Here is a 17,255-nt window from a genome sequence, read left to right on the forward strand (position 1 = left end):
CCAGTGACGTGCAGGAACGGGGTCACCCGGACCAAGCCGACGGATCCGCTCCAGGACAGCAACGTCGGTCAGGCGGTGAGTCAGACCAGGCCGGGTGACCCCACCCCTACATCCTCACTGTCAGGCGTCGTCGTGGCCGGGCTCCGGCGTCTCGGTCGGGCTCAGCCGTTGCCAGAGCAGCATCAGTAGGCCGAACACCAGCATCGCCGCGCCGGCCCACAGGTTGATCCGCAGGCCCTGTGCCTTGTCGATCTCGGCGGACGTGTCGAAGAGCCCCATCAGGCCGACGATCAGCCCGTACGCGACGAACAGGCCGCCGATGACCCGGCGGATGTCGAACAGCCGGGCCGCCGCCGAGCGGGCCTCGCGGGCGTCCTCGGTCTCGTCGACGAGCGGGTCGTGCGCCTCGCCGCCCTGGTAGTTGCGGTCCGCGTCGTCTGTCATGGCGTGCGTCCCCTCCTCTAGAAGACCGGGATGTAGAACAGGGCGGCGAGGATCACGGCGACGACGCCGAGCAGCACCGGGGAGCGGTACCAGGCGGCGTCGCCGGCCAGCGAGTCGTCGGCGAGCGCGGTGTCGCTGAGGCCGTACACCAGCCCGGTCAGCTGGTCGTCGGTCTTCGGCCGGGTCAGCGGCGTGACGATCGCGGCCACCACCGCGACGGTGGCGAAGGCCAGGCCCGCGCCCCAGAAGCTCTCCTCCAGGTCCGAGTTGAAGCTGATCACGCCGCCCTTGTAGAGCAGGTACGTGGCGGTGGCCACGACGGTGCCGGACAGCAGCGACCAGAACCCGGCCAGCGGCGTCATCCGCCGCCAGAACATGCCGATGATGAAGGTGCCGAAGAGCGGGGCGTTGAACACCGAGAAAAGCGCCTGGATGTAGTTCATGATGTTGCTGAACCCGGCCGCGATGAACGCGGTGCCGATGCCGATCACCACCGCGCCGACTGTGGCGAGCCGGCCCACCTTCACGTAGTGCTCGTCCGACTCGTTGCGCCGGAAGTACGCCTGCCAGATGTCGTACGTGAAGACGGTGTTGAACCCGCTGACGTTGGCCGCCATGCCGGCCATGAACGAGGCCACCAGGCCGGTGACCGCGATACCGAGCACGCCGTTGGGCAGCAGGTCGCGCATGAGCAGCGGGATCGCGTTGTTGTAGACCAGGTCGCCGTCGTCGGCGCCCAGACCTTTGACGGTGACCAGGGCGATCAGGCCGGGGATCACGGTGACCGCGGGGATGAGCAGCTTCGGGTACGCGGCGATGATCGGCGTACGCCGGGCGGCGCTCATGTTCCGCGCGGACAGCGCGCGCTGCACCTCGGCGAAGTTCGTGGTCCAGTAGCCGAAGGAGAGCACGAAGCCGAGGCCGAACACGATGCCCAGCCAGTGCGCGCCGAGCGGGTTGCCGGTGCTGCCGGTGCCCTCCCAGGCGTGCAGGCCGGCCTCGCCGAGCCTGGAGTCGCGGACCGCGTCCATCAGGCCGCTGACGCCGCCGACCTTGACCAGCCCGATGACCGTGATCGGCACCAGGCCGGCGATGATCACGAAGAACTGGAGCACCTCGTTGTAGATCGCGCCGGAGAGGCCGCCGACGGTGATGTACGCCAGCACGATCACCGCCCCGACCACGATCGCGAACCAGAGCGGCCAGCCGAGCAGCGCCTGCATGATCAGGGCCAGCGCGTAGAGGTTCACGCCCGCGATCAGCACCTGCGCGACCGCGAAGCTGATCGCGTTGAGCAGGTGGGTCGGGCGGTTGAAGCGCAGCCGCAGGTACTCGGGAACGCTGCGGACCTTGGAGCCGTAGTAGAACGGCATCATCACGATGCCGAGGAAGACCATCGCCGGCACGGCGCCGATCCAGTAGTAGTGGACCGTCATGATGCCGTACTGGGCGCCGTTGGCGGCCATGCCGATGATCTCCAGCGCGCCCAGGTTCGCCGAGACGAACGCCAGGCCGGTGACCCAGGCGGGCAGCGAGCGGCCGGAGAGGAAGAAGTCCACGCTGGTGCGGATCGCGCGCCGGGCGGCGAAACCGACGCCGAGCACCGTGACGAAATAGAGCGCGAGGATGAGGTAGTCCACCGCGTTCATGTCCAGACGCAGGCCGCCGCCCATGCCCGTGCTCCCCTCGTGTGCACCGCTGCCCGCACGTACCCCGTTTGCGAAGTTTCATGCCTGCTGGCCGGTCCGCGCGCGACGGAGCCCCGGCCGGATCGCCGGCCGGGGCTCGGTGGGGTTCTGCGGCGGGCCTCAGCGCCCCAGTACGCGGTCCAGGAAGTCGCGGTAGCCGCGCACGGCCACCCGGAGCTGCTCGGTGTCGGTGGAGCCGGACTCCTGCCACGCGCCGAGCCGGGTGCGCTGCTCGCGCAGGGCGGTGGAGAGCGCCTCGATCGCCTCCTCGACGAGCGACTCCGCCTCGCCGACCGCGGCGCGCGGGTCGTCCACGAAGCGCAGCTGCACGTCGCGCCAGCGGTCCCGGAAGCCCTGCGCCGCCTCCGGCGCGAACAGCGTCGCGGCGTCGGCCGGTACCGCGCCCGGCGTGGGCCGGTCCGCCCCGCCCAGGGCCGTGCCGGCCGCTGCCGCGCCCGCCGCCGCGGTGCCCGCGTCGACGTGGTCGTGGCGCCGGTCGGCGTCCTCGTCGGCCGCGGGGACCGGCTCGGCGTCGGGGTCGACCAGGCCCGGCTCGGCGCTGCCGTACCCGACCGCGCCGTCGGCCGCCGCGTCGTCCCGGACGACACCGTTGGCCCGCGCGTCGCCGTCGGCCGCCGCGTCGCCGTCGGCGTGCTCGGCGTCCCAGCGGTCGCGGTCGTGCAGTCGGTCCCCGGCCGTCGGATCGGCCCGCTCGTCGTCCAGCGGCTCGGTCCGGCCCGGCGCGCCGTCGCCCGGCATGGCCGTGTCCTCGTCGCGGGCGTCGCGCTCGTCCTGCGGACGGCCGCTCGCCAGCGCCGACGCGGCGACCGCGTCGCCCACCGTGGCCGCGCCGAACGCCGTCGGCAGCGGCGCCGGCTCGTGGAACGGCGGACGCCCGTCGTCGTCGCGCCCGTCGTCGGTACGGTCGGCCGCGTCGCTCAGTTCACCGGCTTCGTACGCGCGGGTCTCGTCGACCTCGTCTCCCCGGTCGTCGATTCCGTCGTGGCGCCGGTCGTCGGCGCCGATTTCGCGCCGGTCGTCGGCGACGGCCGGGTCGTCGAAGGTGCCCCGGTCGTCGAGCGCGTCCTCGGGCACGTCGGCCCGGTCGGCGTCGTGCCGGCCGGGGCCGGCGTGGTCGCCCGGCTGTGGCACCGGTACCGGCGCGGACCGGACGGCCTCGGGGTGGTCCTGCGTGACCTGCTGCTCTTCCTGGCGCATGGCGGCGGCCTCCTCAGCGGCTCGTGACGTCGTGGTCGTGGTCGGGGTGGCGCTGCTCCGGCTGCTCCCGCTGCTCCGGCGGCGGCGTGGACGTGGGCACCGGGTCCTCACCGAGCAGGTCGGCGAAGAGGGCCCGGTAGTGCACGAGCGCCTGCCGGAGGTCCTCGGTGCCGGCCTCGCCGCGCTCGTTGCGCTGCCGGATCTCGTGGGCGTCGCGGTAGTGGGTGAGCGTGCGGGCGTGCTCGACGGAGAGGTGGGCGATCTGGTCCGAGAAGTCCCCGGTGGGGTATCCGCGCTCGGCGATCAGGCGGCTGACCAGCTCGTCCGCCTCGCCGACGGTCTCGGCGGGCGAGTCGACGAAGCGCACCTGCAGCTCTTCCCAGGCGGCGGCGTAGCGGGCCCGGGACTCCGGGCTCAGCGGGGTCAGCTCCAGTTCGGCGTGCCGGCGCTCGCGCTCACGCAGCTCGCGTTCGGCCGCGCCGCGGCTGTCCTGCTCGGCGACGACCCGGTCGTACTCCGGGCCGAAACGCTCCCGCAGCGCCCGGCGGCGGCTGGCGACCACGGCGAACGCGGCGAGCGCGGCGATGACGAGGACGACGATGACTATGACGATTACCTGGGTGGACGACATGGCTCCTCCTTCGCCCGCTGGTATTCCCTCATGCGGGTGATCGCCAATCCCGTTGCGCGGCACTTTCCGCCCCGGTCGGGAAATAAGGAGCGGTGTCGCGACCGCCGTCCGGTGCCGGTCCGGTGTCCGACTGCGCCCGCCGTGCCCGTCTCGGACCGTAGTGAGAGCCGAGACGGCCGGTAGTGCATCCGCCCCGGATTACGTATCCTGCCCAAGGCGTCCGGGCCGGGGCCCGGCGTCGTGGCCGGCGAACGTGACGGCCGCTGCCGGCGCCACCGAGCGACACCTTCCCGGGCGAGGTCTGATTGAACACCCGTGACTGGCCGATCCGCGCCAAGCTGACCGCGCTGGTCATCGGCCCGGTGACCGGGCTGCTGGCGTTATGGATCTTCGCCACCACGCTCACCTTCGGGCCCGCGCTCGACCTGCTCTCCGCCCGTACCCTTCTCTACGACCTCGGCCGTCCCGGCGAGCGCGTGGTGGCGGAGCTGCAACGGGAGCGACGGCTGTCGGTGGTCCAGCTCGCCGGCCGCAGCGCCCTGCCGGCCCTGGCGGAACAGCGCGTACGCACCGACGACGCGATCGTCGAGCTGCGCCGCAAGGTCGACGGCAAGGCCCTGCGCGACGTCGCCGACGAGCAGCTCGACGGCCGCCTCGACCAGCTGGTCTCGGCACTGGACGCGCTGCCCGCCGGACGCGCCTTCATCGACGACCGGAAGGTGGACCGGTCCGGTGCCGTCGGCCTCTACAGCGGGATGATCGGTTCGGCGTTCCAGGCGTTCGGCGCGATGGCAGCGCTGCCCGACGCCCAGCTCAACCGGGAGGCCACAGCGCTCACCGCGCTGGGCCGCTCCCGCGAGCTGCTCGGCCAGGCCGACGCGCTGCTGGCCGGCGCGGTCATCGCGGGCCGGTACGCCGACGGCGAGCACGAGCAGCTGGTCCGGACCCTGGAGAACCAGCGTTTCCTGGCGGAGACGGCGGTCGCCGAGCTGCCGTCCGAGGAACGGACCTCGTACCAGCGGTTGACCGAGGGCGCCGGGTTCGTCAAGCTGCGCGCGCTCCAGGACACCCTGATCCGCTCGTCCGCGTTGCCGGCCCGGTTCGACATGGCCGGCTGGGAGGCCGGCCACGCCGAGGTGTGGCAGAGCCTGCGCGACTTCGAGCTGCGCGGCGCGGACGCCCTGGCCGAGCGGTCGGTGCCGATGGCCACCCGGATCCTCGTCCAGCTCGCCGCCGCCGGTGTGCTGGGTCTCGTCGCGATCGTCGTCTGCGTGCTGGTGGCGCTGCGGGTCGGCCGGTCGCTGGCCCGGCGGCTGACCGGCGTACGCACCGCCGCGACCGAGGTCGCCGAGCAGCGGCTGCCCGACGTGGTCGCCCGGCTGCGTCGCGGCGAGGAGGTCGACGTCGCCCGGGAGGCGCCCGAACTGGACCACGGCGGCGACGAGATCGGCCAGGTGGCGCGCGCGTTCAACGAGGTGCGGCGTACCGCGGTGCGCGCCGCGATCGACGAGGTCACCCTGCGCCGGGGGTTCAACGAGGTGATCCTCAACCTCGCCCGGCGCAGCCAGGGCCTGGTGCACCGGCAGTTGGCGCTGCTGGACCGGCTGGAACGGCGTACCGAGGACCCGGACGAGCTGGCCGGACTGTTCCAGGTCGACCACCTGGCGACCCGGCTCCGGCGGCACGCCGAGGACCTGGTCATCCTCGCCGGCGCCGCGCCCGGGCGGGGCTGGCGCCGGCCGGTCGCCGCGGTCGACGTGATGCGCGGCGCGATCTCCGAGGTCGAGGCGTACGACCGGGTCGACGTGGGTGAGGTGGCGTCGGCCGGGGTGCTCGGCCGGGCCGTCGGCGACGTGATCCACCTGCTCGCCGAGCTGATCGAGAACGCCACCGCGTACTCCCCGCCGGGCACCCGGGTGGACGTCACCGGCCGGACCGTGCCGGGCGGCTACACCATCGAGATCACCGACCGGGGGCTGGGCATGTCCGCGCCGGCCCTGGCCGCCGCCAACCGCAAGCTGGCCGAGCCGCCCGAGTTCGACCCGGCCGGCAGCGCCCGGCTGGGGCTGTTCGTGGTGGCGCGCCTGGCCGCACGGCACGGCGTGCGGGTGGAGCTGCGGCCGGCCCGTCCGGCCGGGATCGTCGCCGCGGTGTTCGTACCGTCGGATCTGATCACCGACGAGCCGCCGGTGGGCACGGACGGCCCCGCCGGGCCGGAGCGGCGGCGCCTGGCCAAGGTGACCCGGTTGACGACGGTGCCGCGTCCGGGGCGCCCGAACCGGCCGGGACGGGACCGGTCGGAGAGCACCGTGGTCCCGTTGCAGTCCGCGCGCGCCTCGACCGTGGAGCCTCCCACCGACGGCGACGGCCTGCCACGCCGGATCCGGCGGCGCGGCGCGTCCGCGCGTCCGCGCGCGGCGGTCGTGGACGCCCCGGCGTACCGCACGCCGGAGGAGGCGCGCCGGGCCATGTCGGCGTTGCAGGCGGGCACCGCGCGGGGTCGCCGGGACGGCGCCCGCGCCACCGACCCGGCCGGTGACGCCGATCCGGCCACCACCGAAAAGCCTGACACCGGTACGCCGTCCGCCACGTCGGGGCCGGCCGTGGAGCCCGCCCTGCCGGTGGCGGAGGACCGAACCGCGACTGAGAGGGACGCCTAGTGGTGTACACGACGCGGCAGAACGCCGATCTCGACTGGCTGCTCGACGACCTGGTGGAGCGGGTGCCCGCCGCACGCCGGGCGGTGGTGCTCTCGGCGGACGGGCTCCTGCTCGGCGCCTCCGGCGACCAGGACCGCAGCGAAGCGGAGCACCTGTGCGCGCTGGCGTCCGGCTTCTCCGGCCTGGCCAAGGGCGCCACCCGGCACCTGGGCGGCGGCGCGGTCCGCCAGACCGTGGTGGAGATGGAGTCGGCCTATCTCTTCGTGACCGCCGCCGGACAGGGCGCCTGCCTGGCGGTGGCGAGCGACGCCGACGCCGACATCGGCCTGGTGGCGTACGAGATGGCGATGCTGGTGATCCGGGTCGGGGAGAACCTGGCCGCGCCGGCCCGCAGCGGCGGGGGGCCGGCCGATGCGCGCTGACTCGCCCGGGCCGCAACACGAGTGGCTGGACGCCGACGCCGGTCCGGTGGTGCGCCCGTACACGCTCACCGGGGGCCGGGTGCGCCCGCCGGTGGACGGCTTCGACCTGCTGGCTTTCGTGCTCGCCACCCCGGACGCCGAGCCGGCCGGCACGCCCGGCCTCCAGCCGGAGCATCGCCGGCTGATCGAACTGGCCCGCCGGCCGAAGGCCGTGGCCGACCTCGCCGCCGACCTGGACCTCGCCGTGGGCGTGGTGCGGGTGCTGCTCGGCGACCTCCTCGCCCATGGCTTCGTCGCGGTGCACCGGCCACCGGCCACCGCGTACCTGCCCGACGACAACATCCTCAAGGCGGTGGTCAGTGGACTCCGTGCGTTATGACCGGGAGCCGGGGGCGCCCCAGGTGCCGCTGGCTCTGAAGATCCTCATCGCCGGTGGCTTCGGGGCCGGCAAGACGACGCTGGTCAGCGCGTTGAGCGAGGTCCGGCCGTTGCAGACCGAGGAGGTCCTCACCGGCGCCGGGCTCGACACCGACGACGTCTCCGGGGTGGAGCAGAAGGCGACCACCACGGTGGCGATGGACTTCGGCCGGATCACCATCAACGACGACCTGCAGGTCTACCTGTTCGGCACCCCGGGTCAGGACCGGTTCTGGTTCCTCTGGGACGAGCTGGCGTTCGGCGCGCTCGGCGCGGTGGTGCTCGCCGACACCCGGCGGCTGGCCGACTGCTTTCCCTCCATCGACTACTTCGAGCAGCGGGGCATCCCGTTCGTGGTGGGCGTCAACTGCTTCGAGGGCTCCCGGCGGTTCGGCCTGGAGGCGGTGCGCGACGCCCTCGACCTGGACCCGGACGTCCCGCTCGTGCTCTGCGACGCCCGGGACCGGCAGTCCGGCAAGCTGGTGCTGATCTCGCTGGTCGAGCACGTGGCGCGGCAGCGCGGCGAGCCGGTGCCGGTGGGCTGAGCCGCCCGCGGCGAATCTCGTCGGCCGTCGCGGGACTGATCGGACGCCTGACCGGGAAGCCTCTGGTTGGATCTGGCGGAGACAGGACCGACGGAAGGTGGGAGCGGTGACCGGGCAGGACGAGATCGTCCACATCGGCGGCTACACGGCGGAGACGGGCGGGCGGGGTGAGGGCGGCGTCGCGGCCCGGCGGGACCGGGCGACCGGCGGGCTGACGCCGCTGGGTGTCGTGGCGGTCACCCCGTCGCCGTCGTTCCTGGTCCGGCATCCGGCGCTGCCGGTGCTGTACGCGTGCAACGAGCTGCCGGACGGCCGGGTCGGCGCGTTCCGGGTGGCGCCGGACGGCGACCTCACGCCGCTGGGCGAGCGCCCGTCCGGCGGGGCCGAGCCCTGTCACGTGGCGGTGGCCCCGGACGGTCGGCACCTGTTCGTGGCGAACTACGGCGGCGGCAGCGTGGCGGTGTTCGGCCTGGACGCCGAGGGCGTGCCGGGGGAGCGCGCCGACCTGGTCCGGCACGAGGGGCACGGCCCGGACACCGACCGGCAGGAGCACGCGCACTGCCACATGGTGTCGCCGGATCCGGCCGGCGGCGCGCTGCTCGCCGTCGACCTGGGCACCGACTCGGTCTACCGGTACGACGTCGACGCCGGCTCCGGCCGGCTGACGCCCCGGGAGCCCCGGGTGAGCACTCCGCCCGGCACCGGGCCCCGCCATCTGGCCCGGCACCCGGACGGGCGGCGCGCGTGGCTGGTCGGCGAGCTGGACGCCACTGTCACCGCGTACGACCTGACGCCGGACGGGCCGCGGGAGCGGGCGCGCGTCGACGCCAGCGGGTGGGCCGGGCATGTCCAGCCGTCCGAGGTGAGCGTGGGACCGGGTGGGCGTTTCCTCTACGTGGGCAACCGGGGCGTCGGCACGGTGGCGGTCTTCGCGCTCGACGGCGAAGCGCCGGAGCTGGTGGCCGAGGTCGACACCGGCGGTGAGTGGCCCCGGCACTTCGCGTTCGCCGGTGAGCACCTGTACGTCGCCGACGAGCGGGCCGACATGATCAGGATCTTCCGGGTCGATCCGGTCAGCGGCGTGCCCGAGGTGATGGGGGAGCCGGTGCCGGTGGCGAGCCCGACCTGCTTCCTGCCGTGAGCGGACGGTCACCGAAACGACCGTCCGCAGTGGACTTCATCACTCTGAAATGACTGACCAGTAACTTAGCGTATGAGTTAGGTGATCAACTGTTTCTGCTGCGTAACTTTCGTCCGAACGGTTGTGGTGGTAACCCCACGAGGTACGCAAGATGGTCACCGTGTCTGGCCGCCATCGCATGCGTTCCAACCTCCGTGGAGCAGGCGCCGCCGCTGTGGCGGTAGCCCTGGTCGCCGTCGTGGGCGGCTCCTGGTTCGGCTACCAGCAGCTGGCCGGCCCGAACTGTTCGGGCCGGATCGAGCTGTCGGTGGCGACCGCCCCGGAGATCGCCCCCGCGGTGCGCGGCGCCGCCGACCAGTGGGTCGCCGACGGCGCCGCGGTGGGCGGCACCTGCATCGCCGTCAACGTCTCCTCCTCGGAGTCGGTCGAGGTGGCCGCCGCGGTGGCCAGCAAGCACGGCGCCACGCTCGCCGGAGTCGGGCAGGCCAGCGGCACCGCTGTCACCCCGGACGTCTGGGTGCCGGACTCCTCGACCTGGCTGGTCCGGCTCAAGAGCGGCGGAGCCAGCGCCTTCGCGCCGACGAACGGCGCCTCGATCGCGCGCAGCCCGGTGGTGGTGGCGCTGCCCGAGCCGGTGGCCTCGCGTATAGGGTGGCCGGACAAGAAGCTCCGCTGGTCCGACCTGCTGACCCAGGTCACCGCGAGTAAGCCGCTGCGGGCCGGGATCGTCGAGCCGACCCAGGACGCGGCCGGCCTGTCCGGGCTGCTGTCGCTCACCGCCGCCGCCAGCTCCACCGGCGATTCCGGCTCGCCGAAGGCGCAGGAGGCGATGGTCGGGGCGCTGCGGGCCCTCGCCACGAACCGCTCCTCGCTGCGGCAGGACCTCCTCGCGCGGTTCCCGCGCTCGTCGGACCCGACGGCGATCGCCAACGGGCTGGGCGCGGCGGCGCTGTCCGAGGAGGACGTGATCGCCTACAACAGCACGAAGCCGCCGATCCGGCTGGCCGCGCTCTACCTGGAGCCGGTGCCGATCCCGCTCGACTACCCGTTCGCGGTGCTGCCCGGCATCGAGCCGGCCAAGGCGTCCGCCGCCCGGGTGCTCTTCGAGGTGCTGCGTACGCCGGACTTCAAGGACCGGCTGGCCGCGCAGGCGCTGCGCGCGCCGGACGGCAACTGGGGGCGCGGCTTCCAGGCCCCGACGGGCGCGCCGAGCCCGGCGAACGGCGGCGCGAGCCAGGTGCCGCCGTCCGGTCAGGGCGGCGCGGCCGACCTCGACCCGGGCGCCATCTCGACGGCGACCACCACCTGGTCGGTGGCCACGCAGTCGGGCCGGATGCTCTGCGTCATCGACGTCTCCGGCTCGATGAAGAAGCCGGTCGCGACGGCGAACGGCGCCAGCCGGGAGCAGGTCACGGTGGCGGCCGCGAGCCAGGGCCTCGGGCTCTTCGACGACTCCTGGTCGATCGGTCTGTGGACGTTCTCCACGAACCTTCAGGGCTCGCAGGACTGGAGCGAGCTGGTCGGGATAAAGCCGTTGTCGAGCAACCGGGGGGCGCTGCAGCGCGGCCTCGCCTCGATCAAGCCCTCCAGCGGCGACACCGGCCTGTACGACACCATGCTCGCGGCGTACAAGAAGGTGCAGCAGGACTGGGAGCCGGGCAAGGTCAACTCGATCGTGCTGTTCACCGACGGCAAGAACGAGGACGACAACGGCATCTCGCAGAAGGAGCTGCTGGACCAGCTGAAGAAGCTGAAGGACGACGAGCAGCCGGTCCAGGTGGTCATCATCGGCATCGGCACCGAGGTGAACCGGGCCGAGCTGGAGTCGATCACCAAGGTCACCGGCGGCGGCGCGTTCGTCACCACCGACCCCAGCAAGATCGGCGAGATCTTCCTCCGGGCGATCGCGCTCCGGCCGCCCGCCCCGCGCTGACCTGAAGCTCAGCGCTAGTCTTCCGCCGTACCGGCAAATCCGGTACGGCGGAAGGCTTCCCGGGTCAAGACGCGGGATGAGAACTGACGGTAATGCGTCCGAATCAATCGGTAACCATAATTGTCCAGGCATGATGACCGGGTGCCTCGACCGCGGGCTCCACACCGGAGCCGGGCGGGGACGGGGCGGTCCTGAGCGAAGTGGGGAGGGCCGGTGACCTCGGCGACGCTGTTGACCCCTGCCACGTCGTCGCGACCCGGTGGTGAACGCCCGGGCAAGACGACACGAGCCGCGGAGCGGGCCTACATCCGGGTCCTGGTGGTGCTGGACACCGCGGTGCTCGCGGTGGCCATCCTGGTCGGTTACCTGGCCCGGTTCGGCGACGAGGAGCCGACCGGGTCCGAGATCCCGTACGTCGTGGTAGCCCCGGCGCTGCTGCTGGTCTGGCTCGTCTCGCTCAAGGCGATGCGGTGCTACGACGACCAGGTGCTCGGGTACGGCGCGGACGAGTACCGCCGGGTCAGCGCGGCGAGCATGCGGCTGGCCGGCGGTATCGCGATCGCCGGGTACATCGCCGACGTCGGCGTCTCCCGGGGCTTCCTGGCCATCTCCTTCGCCGTCGGCACCGTCGGCCTGGAGGTGGCGCGGTTCGCGGCCCGCAAGCGGCTGCACCGGGCCCGCGACCGGGGCGCCGGCTGGTCGCGCAAGGTGCTCGTGGTGGGCGACACGGCACACGTGCTGGAGCTGGTGCACACGCTGCGCCGGGAGCCGTACGCGGGCTACCAGGTGGTCGGCGCGTGCATTCCGGACGCGCTGCTCGCCCCGGTGCCGCAGCGGCTGGGTGACGTGCCGGTGGTCGGCTCCTTCCGGGGCATCCCGGAGGCGGCCACCGCGATCGGCGCCGACACGGTGGCGGTCACCGCCTCCGGTGAGCTGACCGCGACCCGGCTTCGCCGCCTGGGCTGGCAGCTGGAGGGCACCGGGGTCGACCTGGTGGTGGCACCGGCGCTGACCGACGTCGCCGGCCCTCGCATCCACACCCGCCCGGTCGCCGGCCTGCCGCTGATCCACGTCGAGGCGCCCGAGTTCCGTGGCGCCCGCAAGCTGGTCAAGGGCTTCGTGGACCGGTCGATCTCGCTGATCGCGCTGCTCGTGCTGGCGCCGCTGCTGATCGTGATCGCGCTCGCCATCAAGATCGACAGCCGGGGTCCGGTGCTGTTCCGGCAGACCCGGGTCGGTCAGGGCGGCGAGGAGTTCGGCGTCTTCAAGTTCCGCACCATGGTGGTCAACGCCGACGCCCTGCTCGCCGAGCTGGCCGCGCGCAACGAGACCGACGGCCTGATGTTCAAGATGCGCGACGACCCGCGGGTGACCCGGGTGGGCCGGCTGCTGCGCAAGTGGTCGCTGGACGAGCTGCCCCAGCTCGTCAACGTGCTGCTCGGCCAGATGAGCCTGGTCGGCCCGCGCCCGCCGCTGCCGTCCGAGGTGGCCCGCTACGACGGCGACGTGGCGCGACGCCTCCTGGTCAAGCCCGGCATGACCGGCCTCTGGCAGGTCAGCGGCCGGTCCGACCTGAGCTGGGAGGACGGCATCCGGCTCGACCTCTACTACGTGGAGAACTGGTCGCTGGCCGCCGACCTGACCATCCTCTGGAAGACGTTCGGCGCCGTGATCAACAGCCGCGGCGCGTACTGAGCGGGCCGGGTCAGGGCTGCGGGCCCAGCCAGTCCAGGCACACCACCACCGCGTCGTCCACCAGATCGCCGGCGACGAAGGCCCGCAGGTCGCCGATCAGCGACCGGACCGCGTCCAGCGGCTCCATCGGCCCGGTCCGGCGCAGGAACCGGTCCAGCGCCGCCTCGCCGTAGCGCCCCTGCTCGGTGGTGGCGTCGATGACGCCGTCGCTGACCACGAAGAGCCGGTCACCGCGCTCCAACTGGAACGTCTGCTCCCGGTAGTCGGTGCCCTCGAACATGCCGAGCGGGAACTGCTCGTCCAGCGTCTGCTCGCTGACCTCGCCGGCCCGCAGCCGCAGCAGACGGGGCGAACCGGCGTCGACCACGGCCAGCGTGCCGGTGGCCAGGTCCAGTTCGACGAGCAGCACCGAGACATGCTGCTGGCCCCGGTGCTGCGCGTAGATCGCCTGGTCGGCCAGCGCGGCCTGATCGGCCAGGGGGAGCCCGGCCCGGCGCGCGTTGCGCAGCGCGTACGTGGCCAGCGAGGCGAGCAGCGCCGCGGCCACCCCCTCACCGAAGCCGTTGGAGACCGCCAGCCAGAGCCGGTGGCCGTCGTCGGACCAGTCGAAGCTGTCCCCGCGCACCGCGTACGCCGGTTCCAGCTGCCCGGCCAGGCTGAACGACGGCCGGATCCGGCTGCGCCCGGGCAGCAGCTCCCACTGCATCTCGGCGGCCAGCGTGAGGCGCCGGCTGCGCCGGGCGGTCCGGTAGATGTCGGTGGTCGCCATGACCGCGCTCAGCTCGTGCCCGAGCACCGTGGCGATGGTGTCCAGCTCGCGGCGCGCGTCCGGGTCGGCCGGTACCGGAGAGACCCGGAGGACGCCCCGGCGCTCGCCGCGCATGCCCACCGGGAACCAGCCCAGCTCGTCGGCGATCACCGGCTCCTGATGGTCGAAGGCGCGCCAGGCCGGGTGACCGGGGCGGGCGAGCGCCTCGCCGTCACCCAGCGGCAGCAGCTCGGCGAGCCGGTAGTCGACCTGGTAGAGCTCGGTGCGGGTGATTCCGTACGTGCGCGCCAGCTCGGCGGCGAGCCGGTCCACGATGAGATCCGTCGGCGCCTCGGTCAGGACCCGGCGCGCGCGGCCCTCCGCTCCGCTCATCTTTGCTCCTTTGCACAGGTCGCCGGGCAGATCCGGGGGGTAGTCTCGGGCCCACCATGACCGAAGAGCCTGGTCCCCAGGGACCTGACACGAGTATGTCCGCCGCCCTGGACGAGGCGGCAGGCACCTTGCTCGCCGTCTGGGAGGCGGCCCGGGAGCGCACCACCAGCCGGCTGTCCAGTGCCCAGTTACGCGCGATCATGGTCGTCGAGCAGTATGACGGCATCAACCTCCGCCGGCTCGCCACCCTCACCGACATGCTGCTCTCCTCCGCCAGCCGGCTCTGCGACCGGCTGGTCGCGGCCGGCATGCTGGAACGCGAGCCGGGCCGCTACGACCGGCGGGAGATCTCCCTGCACCTCACTCCGGAGGCCCTGCGGCTCCTCGCCGAACTGCGCACCGACCGGCGGCGCCGGCTGGAGCGGATCCTGGACGGAATGAGCTCGGAGGGCCGGGTGGCACTGCTGCAGGGCATGCGCGAGTTCGACGTGGGCGGCCGGCGCGGGGAGGCGACAGCGGCCGAGGGCTGGCCGGTGCTGCAGCCCTCCGGGGAGCGGATCGGTGACCCGGTCCGCCCGTCCGGCGAGCCGCCGGTGGCCCGTACCGCCTGACTTCACCCGCGGACGGCCCGCAGCCGGGCCACCACCCGGGGATGCTCGGTCAGCGCCCGCTCCAGCGTGCCGAGCACCTCGTCCAGCAGCGCCCGCCCGCCCCGGGACGTCAGCGCCTCCGCCTGCCACTCGACGAAGTCCCGCAGCAGCCGGTCGTCGTCCACCCGCACGGCCGCGATCAGCGCGTCCACCAGGTGCGCGATGCCGGTGGCGGCGTCCTCGGCGGTCTCCTCGGGCGGGTCCACCGCGGTCAGCGCGAGCCGGACCAGCTCCCGCCGCCGGTGCAGCAGGGCGACGTACGAGTCGTCGGGCGGCGGTGGTGGCGCGCCGATGTGCGTGCCCGCGGACAGCGGCCGGTCCAGCAGCGCGACGGCGTCCCGGGCGCTGGCGCCCCAGGCCGCCGCGCCGATCGTGGCGGCCCACCGGCCCTCCGGCCCGAAGCCGGGGCCGCCCGCCAGTACCGGCACCCCGGCCGCGCGGCTCGCCTCCACCATCCGCGCCGCCCGGACCAGCCGGTTCGGCTGCACGCAGCTCAGCAGTACCGCGTCCGGGCCGGTCTGGTGCAGGTAGGAGACCAGGTGCCGGGCCGGCACGCTGGCGCCCAGGAACGTCACCCGCCAGCCGGCCGCCCGGACCACCTCGGCGACGATCCGGGCGGCCAGCGCGTGCCACTCGCCCTCGACGCAGGCCATCACCACGTGCCCACGTCGCGGTGCGCCGATCGTCGCGCCCACCGCGCCGACCACGAGTTCGCTGACATGGGTGGCGGCGTGCTCCTGGGCCACGCTCCAGGAACCGGTGAGCCAGCGGCGGCCGATCTCCTGCTGCGCCACCTCGACGAGGTCCACCAGGATGTCCGCGACCGGCACGCCGTCGGCGAGCAGTTCCTGCGCCAGCGCGATCGCGCCGGCCCGGTCGGCCCGGTCCAGGTGATCGAGATACGCGGCGAGCGTCTCCGGCCCGATCCGGCGCTCCGGGCTCACCCGGCGGCCAGCGCCAGCATGGCGATGTCGTCGTGCGGCTGCCCGTCCAGCCACTCGTCGACGAGCTGGAGCACCCGCTCCACGAGCGCGGCCGGCGGGAGCCCGGCACCGGAGGCGACCGCCTGGCGCAACCGGTCCTCGCCGAACATGGCCAGCTCGGTCGGGCCGCCCCGGGCCTCGGTCACCCCGTCGGTGTACGCCAGCAGCAGGTCGCCCGGCGCCAGCCGTACCTCGGCGTCGACGAACCGCGCGTCGGTGAGCGCGCCCACCGGCATGCCGCCCAGCCGGACGGTCTCGATCCCGCCGCCGGCGCGGGCGACGAGCGGGGCGGGGTGCCCGCCGCCGGCCACCCGGACCCGCAGCCCGCCGCCGGGCTCGCGGCGGACCGCGCCGAGCAGGAGCGTCGTGAACTGGGCCCGGCGGGCGGCGTCCGGCGCGTCCAGCAGCGCCCGGTTGAGCAGCTCCAGCAGTTCCCGGGGACGCTGCTCGACGAGGCGCAGCGTCTGCAGCGACTGGCGTACCCGGCCGGTCAGCACTGCCGCGCCGACGCCCTTGCCGCAGACGTCGCCGAGCGCGAGGAGGCCGCCCTCGCCGGTGGGGAACACGTCGTAGAAGTCCCCGCCGATGCGCAGGCTGTCCCCGGCGGCGCGGTAACCGCCGGCGAGCGTCATCCCGGGCAGGCGCGGCAGTTCCGGCGGGAGCAGGCTGTTCTGCAGCACGCGCGCCAGGTGGGCCTGCTCGCCGTACAGCTCGGCGGCGGCCAGCGCGGCGCCGGCCCGCCCGGCGAACTCCCGGGCCAGTGCGATCTCCCGCTGGTCGAAGCCGGGCCGTTCGGGGCGGCGGGCCAGCACCAGCGCGCCGGCCGGGCCGCCGGCGCTGGGCATCGGGCTGATCAGCACGGTGCCCGGCCGGCCGAAGCCGGTGGGCAGCACCTCGGCCAGGTCGGCCAGTTCGGCGTCGAGCCAGGGACTGGGCTCGGTGCGGTCGCCGTCGAGCGCCTCGACCAGCCCGGGGACGGACTCCACGGTGCGCCAGCCGGTCACGCCGGTGACCGGGCCGGAGTCGCCGGTGGCGTACCGGATCCAGTGCGGCGCGTCCTCGGCGGGCGGGGCCGGGCGGTGCACCACCACGGCGACGTCGGCCAGGTAGGGCACCGGCAGCGTGACCGCGGCGCGCAGCGTCTGGTCCCGGTGCAGGGACAGCCCGAGCCGGCTGCCGGCCCGGGCGAGGAACGCGGTCCGGGAGCGTTCGGCGAGCAGCGCGTCGGTGCGTGCGTGCTCCTCCGTGACGTCTCGGACGTACCAGGCGCCGCGCTCGGCGGCCAGCGGGCGCCGCAGCCCGCGCAACCGCCGGCCGTGGTGCTCGGTCTCGAACGTGTCCGATCCGGTGCGCGCCGCCTCGGCCAGCGCCGGCACCTGGCACCCGGCCAGGTCGACGCCGGGGGTCAGCTCCGGGAGCAGGTCGATGGCCATCGCGTTGACCAGGGCCACCACGCCGGCCGGGTCGACTGTCACGACCGCTTCGGCGAGCCCGTCCAGCAGCTCCTGGGCGAGCCGGTCGTCAGCCGGGAGCGCGGCCCCGGCCACCCGCCGGGGTCGCTTCCTCCAGGCGTGCCCACCGCCGCTGACCGGCCCCGCGACACCGCCCCGGCGCGCGGCTGTCACCTCAGGTGGCCGGGCGCTTCGGTCAGTCGACCCCTGCGCATGCTGTCGGTGCACTCCTCGCT

The 17,255-nt window shown here is 74.0% G+C and carries 15 protein-coding genes; 8 read left to right on the forward strand and 7 right to left on the reverse strand.

Going from position 1 to position 17,255, the window contains the following annotated elements; genetic code table 11:
- Window positions 1-120 precede the first annotated feature (120 nt).
- From BAW75_RS06235 to BAW75_RS06250, 4 genes are all read right to left on the reverse strand, one after another.
- Window positions 121-444 carry a hypothetical protein gene (locus tag BAW75_RS06235; RefSeq protein WP_043328786.1) on the reverse strand — a complete coding sequence of 108 codons (324 nt, stop codon included), beginning with the start codon at window positions 442-444 and terminating at the stop codon, window positions 121-123.
- 17 nt (window positions 445-461) lie between these two features.
- On the reverse strand, window positions 462-2,117 hold the full coding sequence (locus BAW75_RS06240; RefSeq protein ID WP_104112942.1) for a sodium:solute symporter family protein: 1,656 nt from the start codon (window positions 2,115-2,117) through the stop codon (window positions 462-464).
- 135 nt (window positions 2,118-2,252) lie between these two features.
- The gene (locus BAW75_RS33410; RefSeq protein WP_104112943.1) at window positions 2,253-3,350 is read right to left on the reverse strand and encodes a hypothetical protein; all 1,098 of its coding nucleotides are present in this window, start codon (window positions 3,348-3,350) and stop codon (window positions 2,253-2,255) included.
- A 13-nt stretch (window positions 3,351-3,363) separates the two neighbouring features.
- Window positions 3,364-3,981, reverse strand: a complete 618-nt coding sequence (locus BAW75_RS06250) for a hypothetical protein (protein ID WP_104112944.1) — start codon at window positions 3,979-3,981, stop codon at window positions 3,364-3,366.
- Window positions 3,982-4,286: 305 nt separating this feature from the next.
- Here BAW75_RS06250 and BAW75_RS06255 point away from each other — a divergent pair, with 305 nt between their 5' ends.
- The 7 genes from BAW75_RS06255 to BAW75_RS06285 all read left to right on the forward strand — a co-directional run bounded on the left by BAW75_RS06255 (window position 4,287) and on the right by BAW75_RS06285 (window position 12,794).
- Complete coding sequence (locus BAW75_RS06255) at window positions 4,287-6,641, forward strand: sensor histidine kinase (protein ID WP_064447789.1); 2,355 nt, start codon at window positions 4,287-4,289, stop codon at window positions 6,639-6,641.
- Complete coding sequence (locus BAW75_RS06260) at window positions 6,641-7,063, forward strand: roadblock/LC7 domain-containing protein (protein WP_043328791.1); 423 nt, start codon at window positions 6,641-6,643, stop codon at window positions 7,061-7,063. Before BAW75_RS06255 ends, BAW75_RS06260 begins: the two co-directional genes overlap by 1 nt.
- Window positions 7,053-7,442: a DUF742 domain-containing protein gene (locus BAW75_RS06265; protein WP_030502282.1), complete on the forward strand. Its 390-nt coding sequence runs from the start codon at window positions 7,053-7,055 to the stop codon at window positions 7,440-7,442. Before BAW75_RS06260 ends, BAW75_RS06265 begins: the two co-directional genes overlap by 11 nt.
- Window positions 7,423-8,025 carry a GTP-binding protein gene (locus BAW75_RS06270; RefSeq protein ID WP_043328792.1) on the forward strand — a complete coding sequence of 201 codons (603 nt, stop codon included), beginning with the start codon at window positions 7,423-7,425 and terminating at the stop codon, window positions 8,023-8,025. The genes BAW75_RS06265 and BAW75_RS06270 overlap by 20 nt, the downstream gene beginning before the upstream one ends.
- Before the next feature lie 106 nt (window positions 8,026-8,131).
- Window positions 8,132-9,166 carry a lactonase family protein gene (locus BAW75_RS06275; RefSeq protein WP_208635195.1) on the forward strand — a complete coding sequence of 345 codons (1,035 nt, stop codon included), beginning with the start codon at window positions 8,132-8,134 and terminating at the stop codon, window positions 9,164-9,166.
- A gap of 178 nt (window positions 9,167-9,344) precedes the next feature.
- The gene (locus tag BAW75_RS06280; protein ID WP_051611375.1) at window positions 9,345-11,099 is read left to right on the forward strand and encodes a substrate-binding domain-containing protein; all 1,755 of its coding nucleotides are present in this window, start codon (window positions 9,345-9,347) and stop codon (window positions 11,097-11,099) included.
- 213 nt (window positions 11,100-11,312) lie between these two features.
- A complete protein-coding gene (locus tag BAW75_RS06285; RefSeq protein WP_104112946.1) occupies window positions 11,313-12,794 on the forward strand; it encodes a sugar transferase in 1,482 nt (493 codons plus the stop codon).
- Window positions 12,795-12,804: 10 nt separating this feature from the next.
- Here BAW75_RS06285 and BAW75_RS06290 read toward each other — a convergent pair whose 3' ends face one another.
- The gene (locus tag BAW75_RS06290; protein WP_104112947.1) at window positions 12,805-13,935 is read right to left on the reverse strand and encodes a PP2C family protein-serine/threonine phosphatase; all 1,131 of its coding nucleotides are present in this window, start codon (window positions 13,933-13,935) and stop codon (window positions 12,805-12,807) included.
- Between the two features lie 95 nt (window positions 13,936-14,030).
- Between BAW75_RS06290 and BAW75_RS06295 the strand changes: the two genes are divergently transcribed.
- Window positions 14,031-14,546: a MarR family winged helix-turn-helix transcriptional regulator gene (locus tag BAW75_RS06295; RefSeq protein ID WP_104112948.1), complete on the forward strand. Its 516-nt coding sequence runs from the start codon at window positions 14,031-14,033 to the stop codon at window positions 14,544-14,546.
- A 2-nt stretch (window positions 14,547-14,548) separates the two neighbouring features.
- On the opposite strand, the gene BAW75_RS06300 is transcribed toward BAW75_RS06295, so the two are convergent.
- Entirely contained in the window at window positions 14,549-15,529 is a 981-nt protein-coding gene (locus tag BAW75_RS06300) for a cobalamin B12-binding domain-containing protein (protein ID WP_104112949.1), read from the reverse strand.
- Window positions 15,526-17,115, reverse strand: a complete 1,590-nt coding sequence (locus tag BAW75_RS06305; RefSeq protein ID WP_244206021.1) for a PP2C family protein-serine/threonine phosphatase — start codon at window positions 17,113-17,115, stop codon at window positions 15,526-15,528. The genes BAW75_RS06300 and BAW75_RS06305 overlap by 4 nt, the downstream gene beginning before the upstream one ends.
- Between the last annotated feature and the right edge of the window lie 140 nt (window positions 17,116-17,255).

This window comes from Micromonospora chalcea, assembly GCF_002926165.1.
In the GTDB taxonomy this organism is placed as follows: Bacteria; Actinomycetota; Actinomycetes; order Mycobacteriales; family Micromonosporaceae; genus Micromonospora; species Micromonospora chalcea.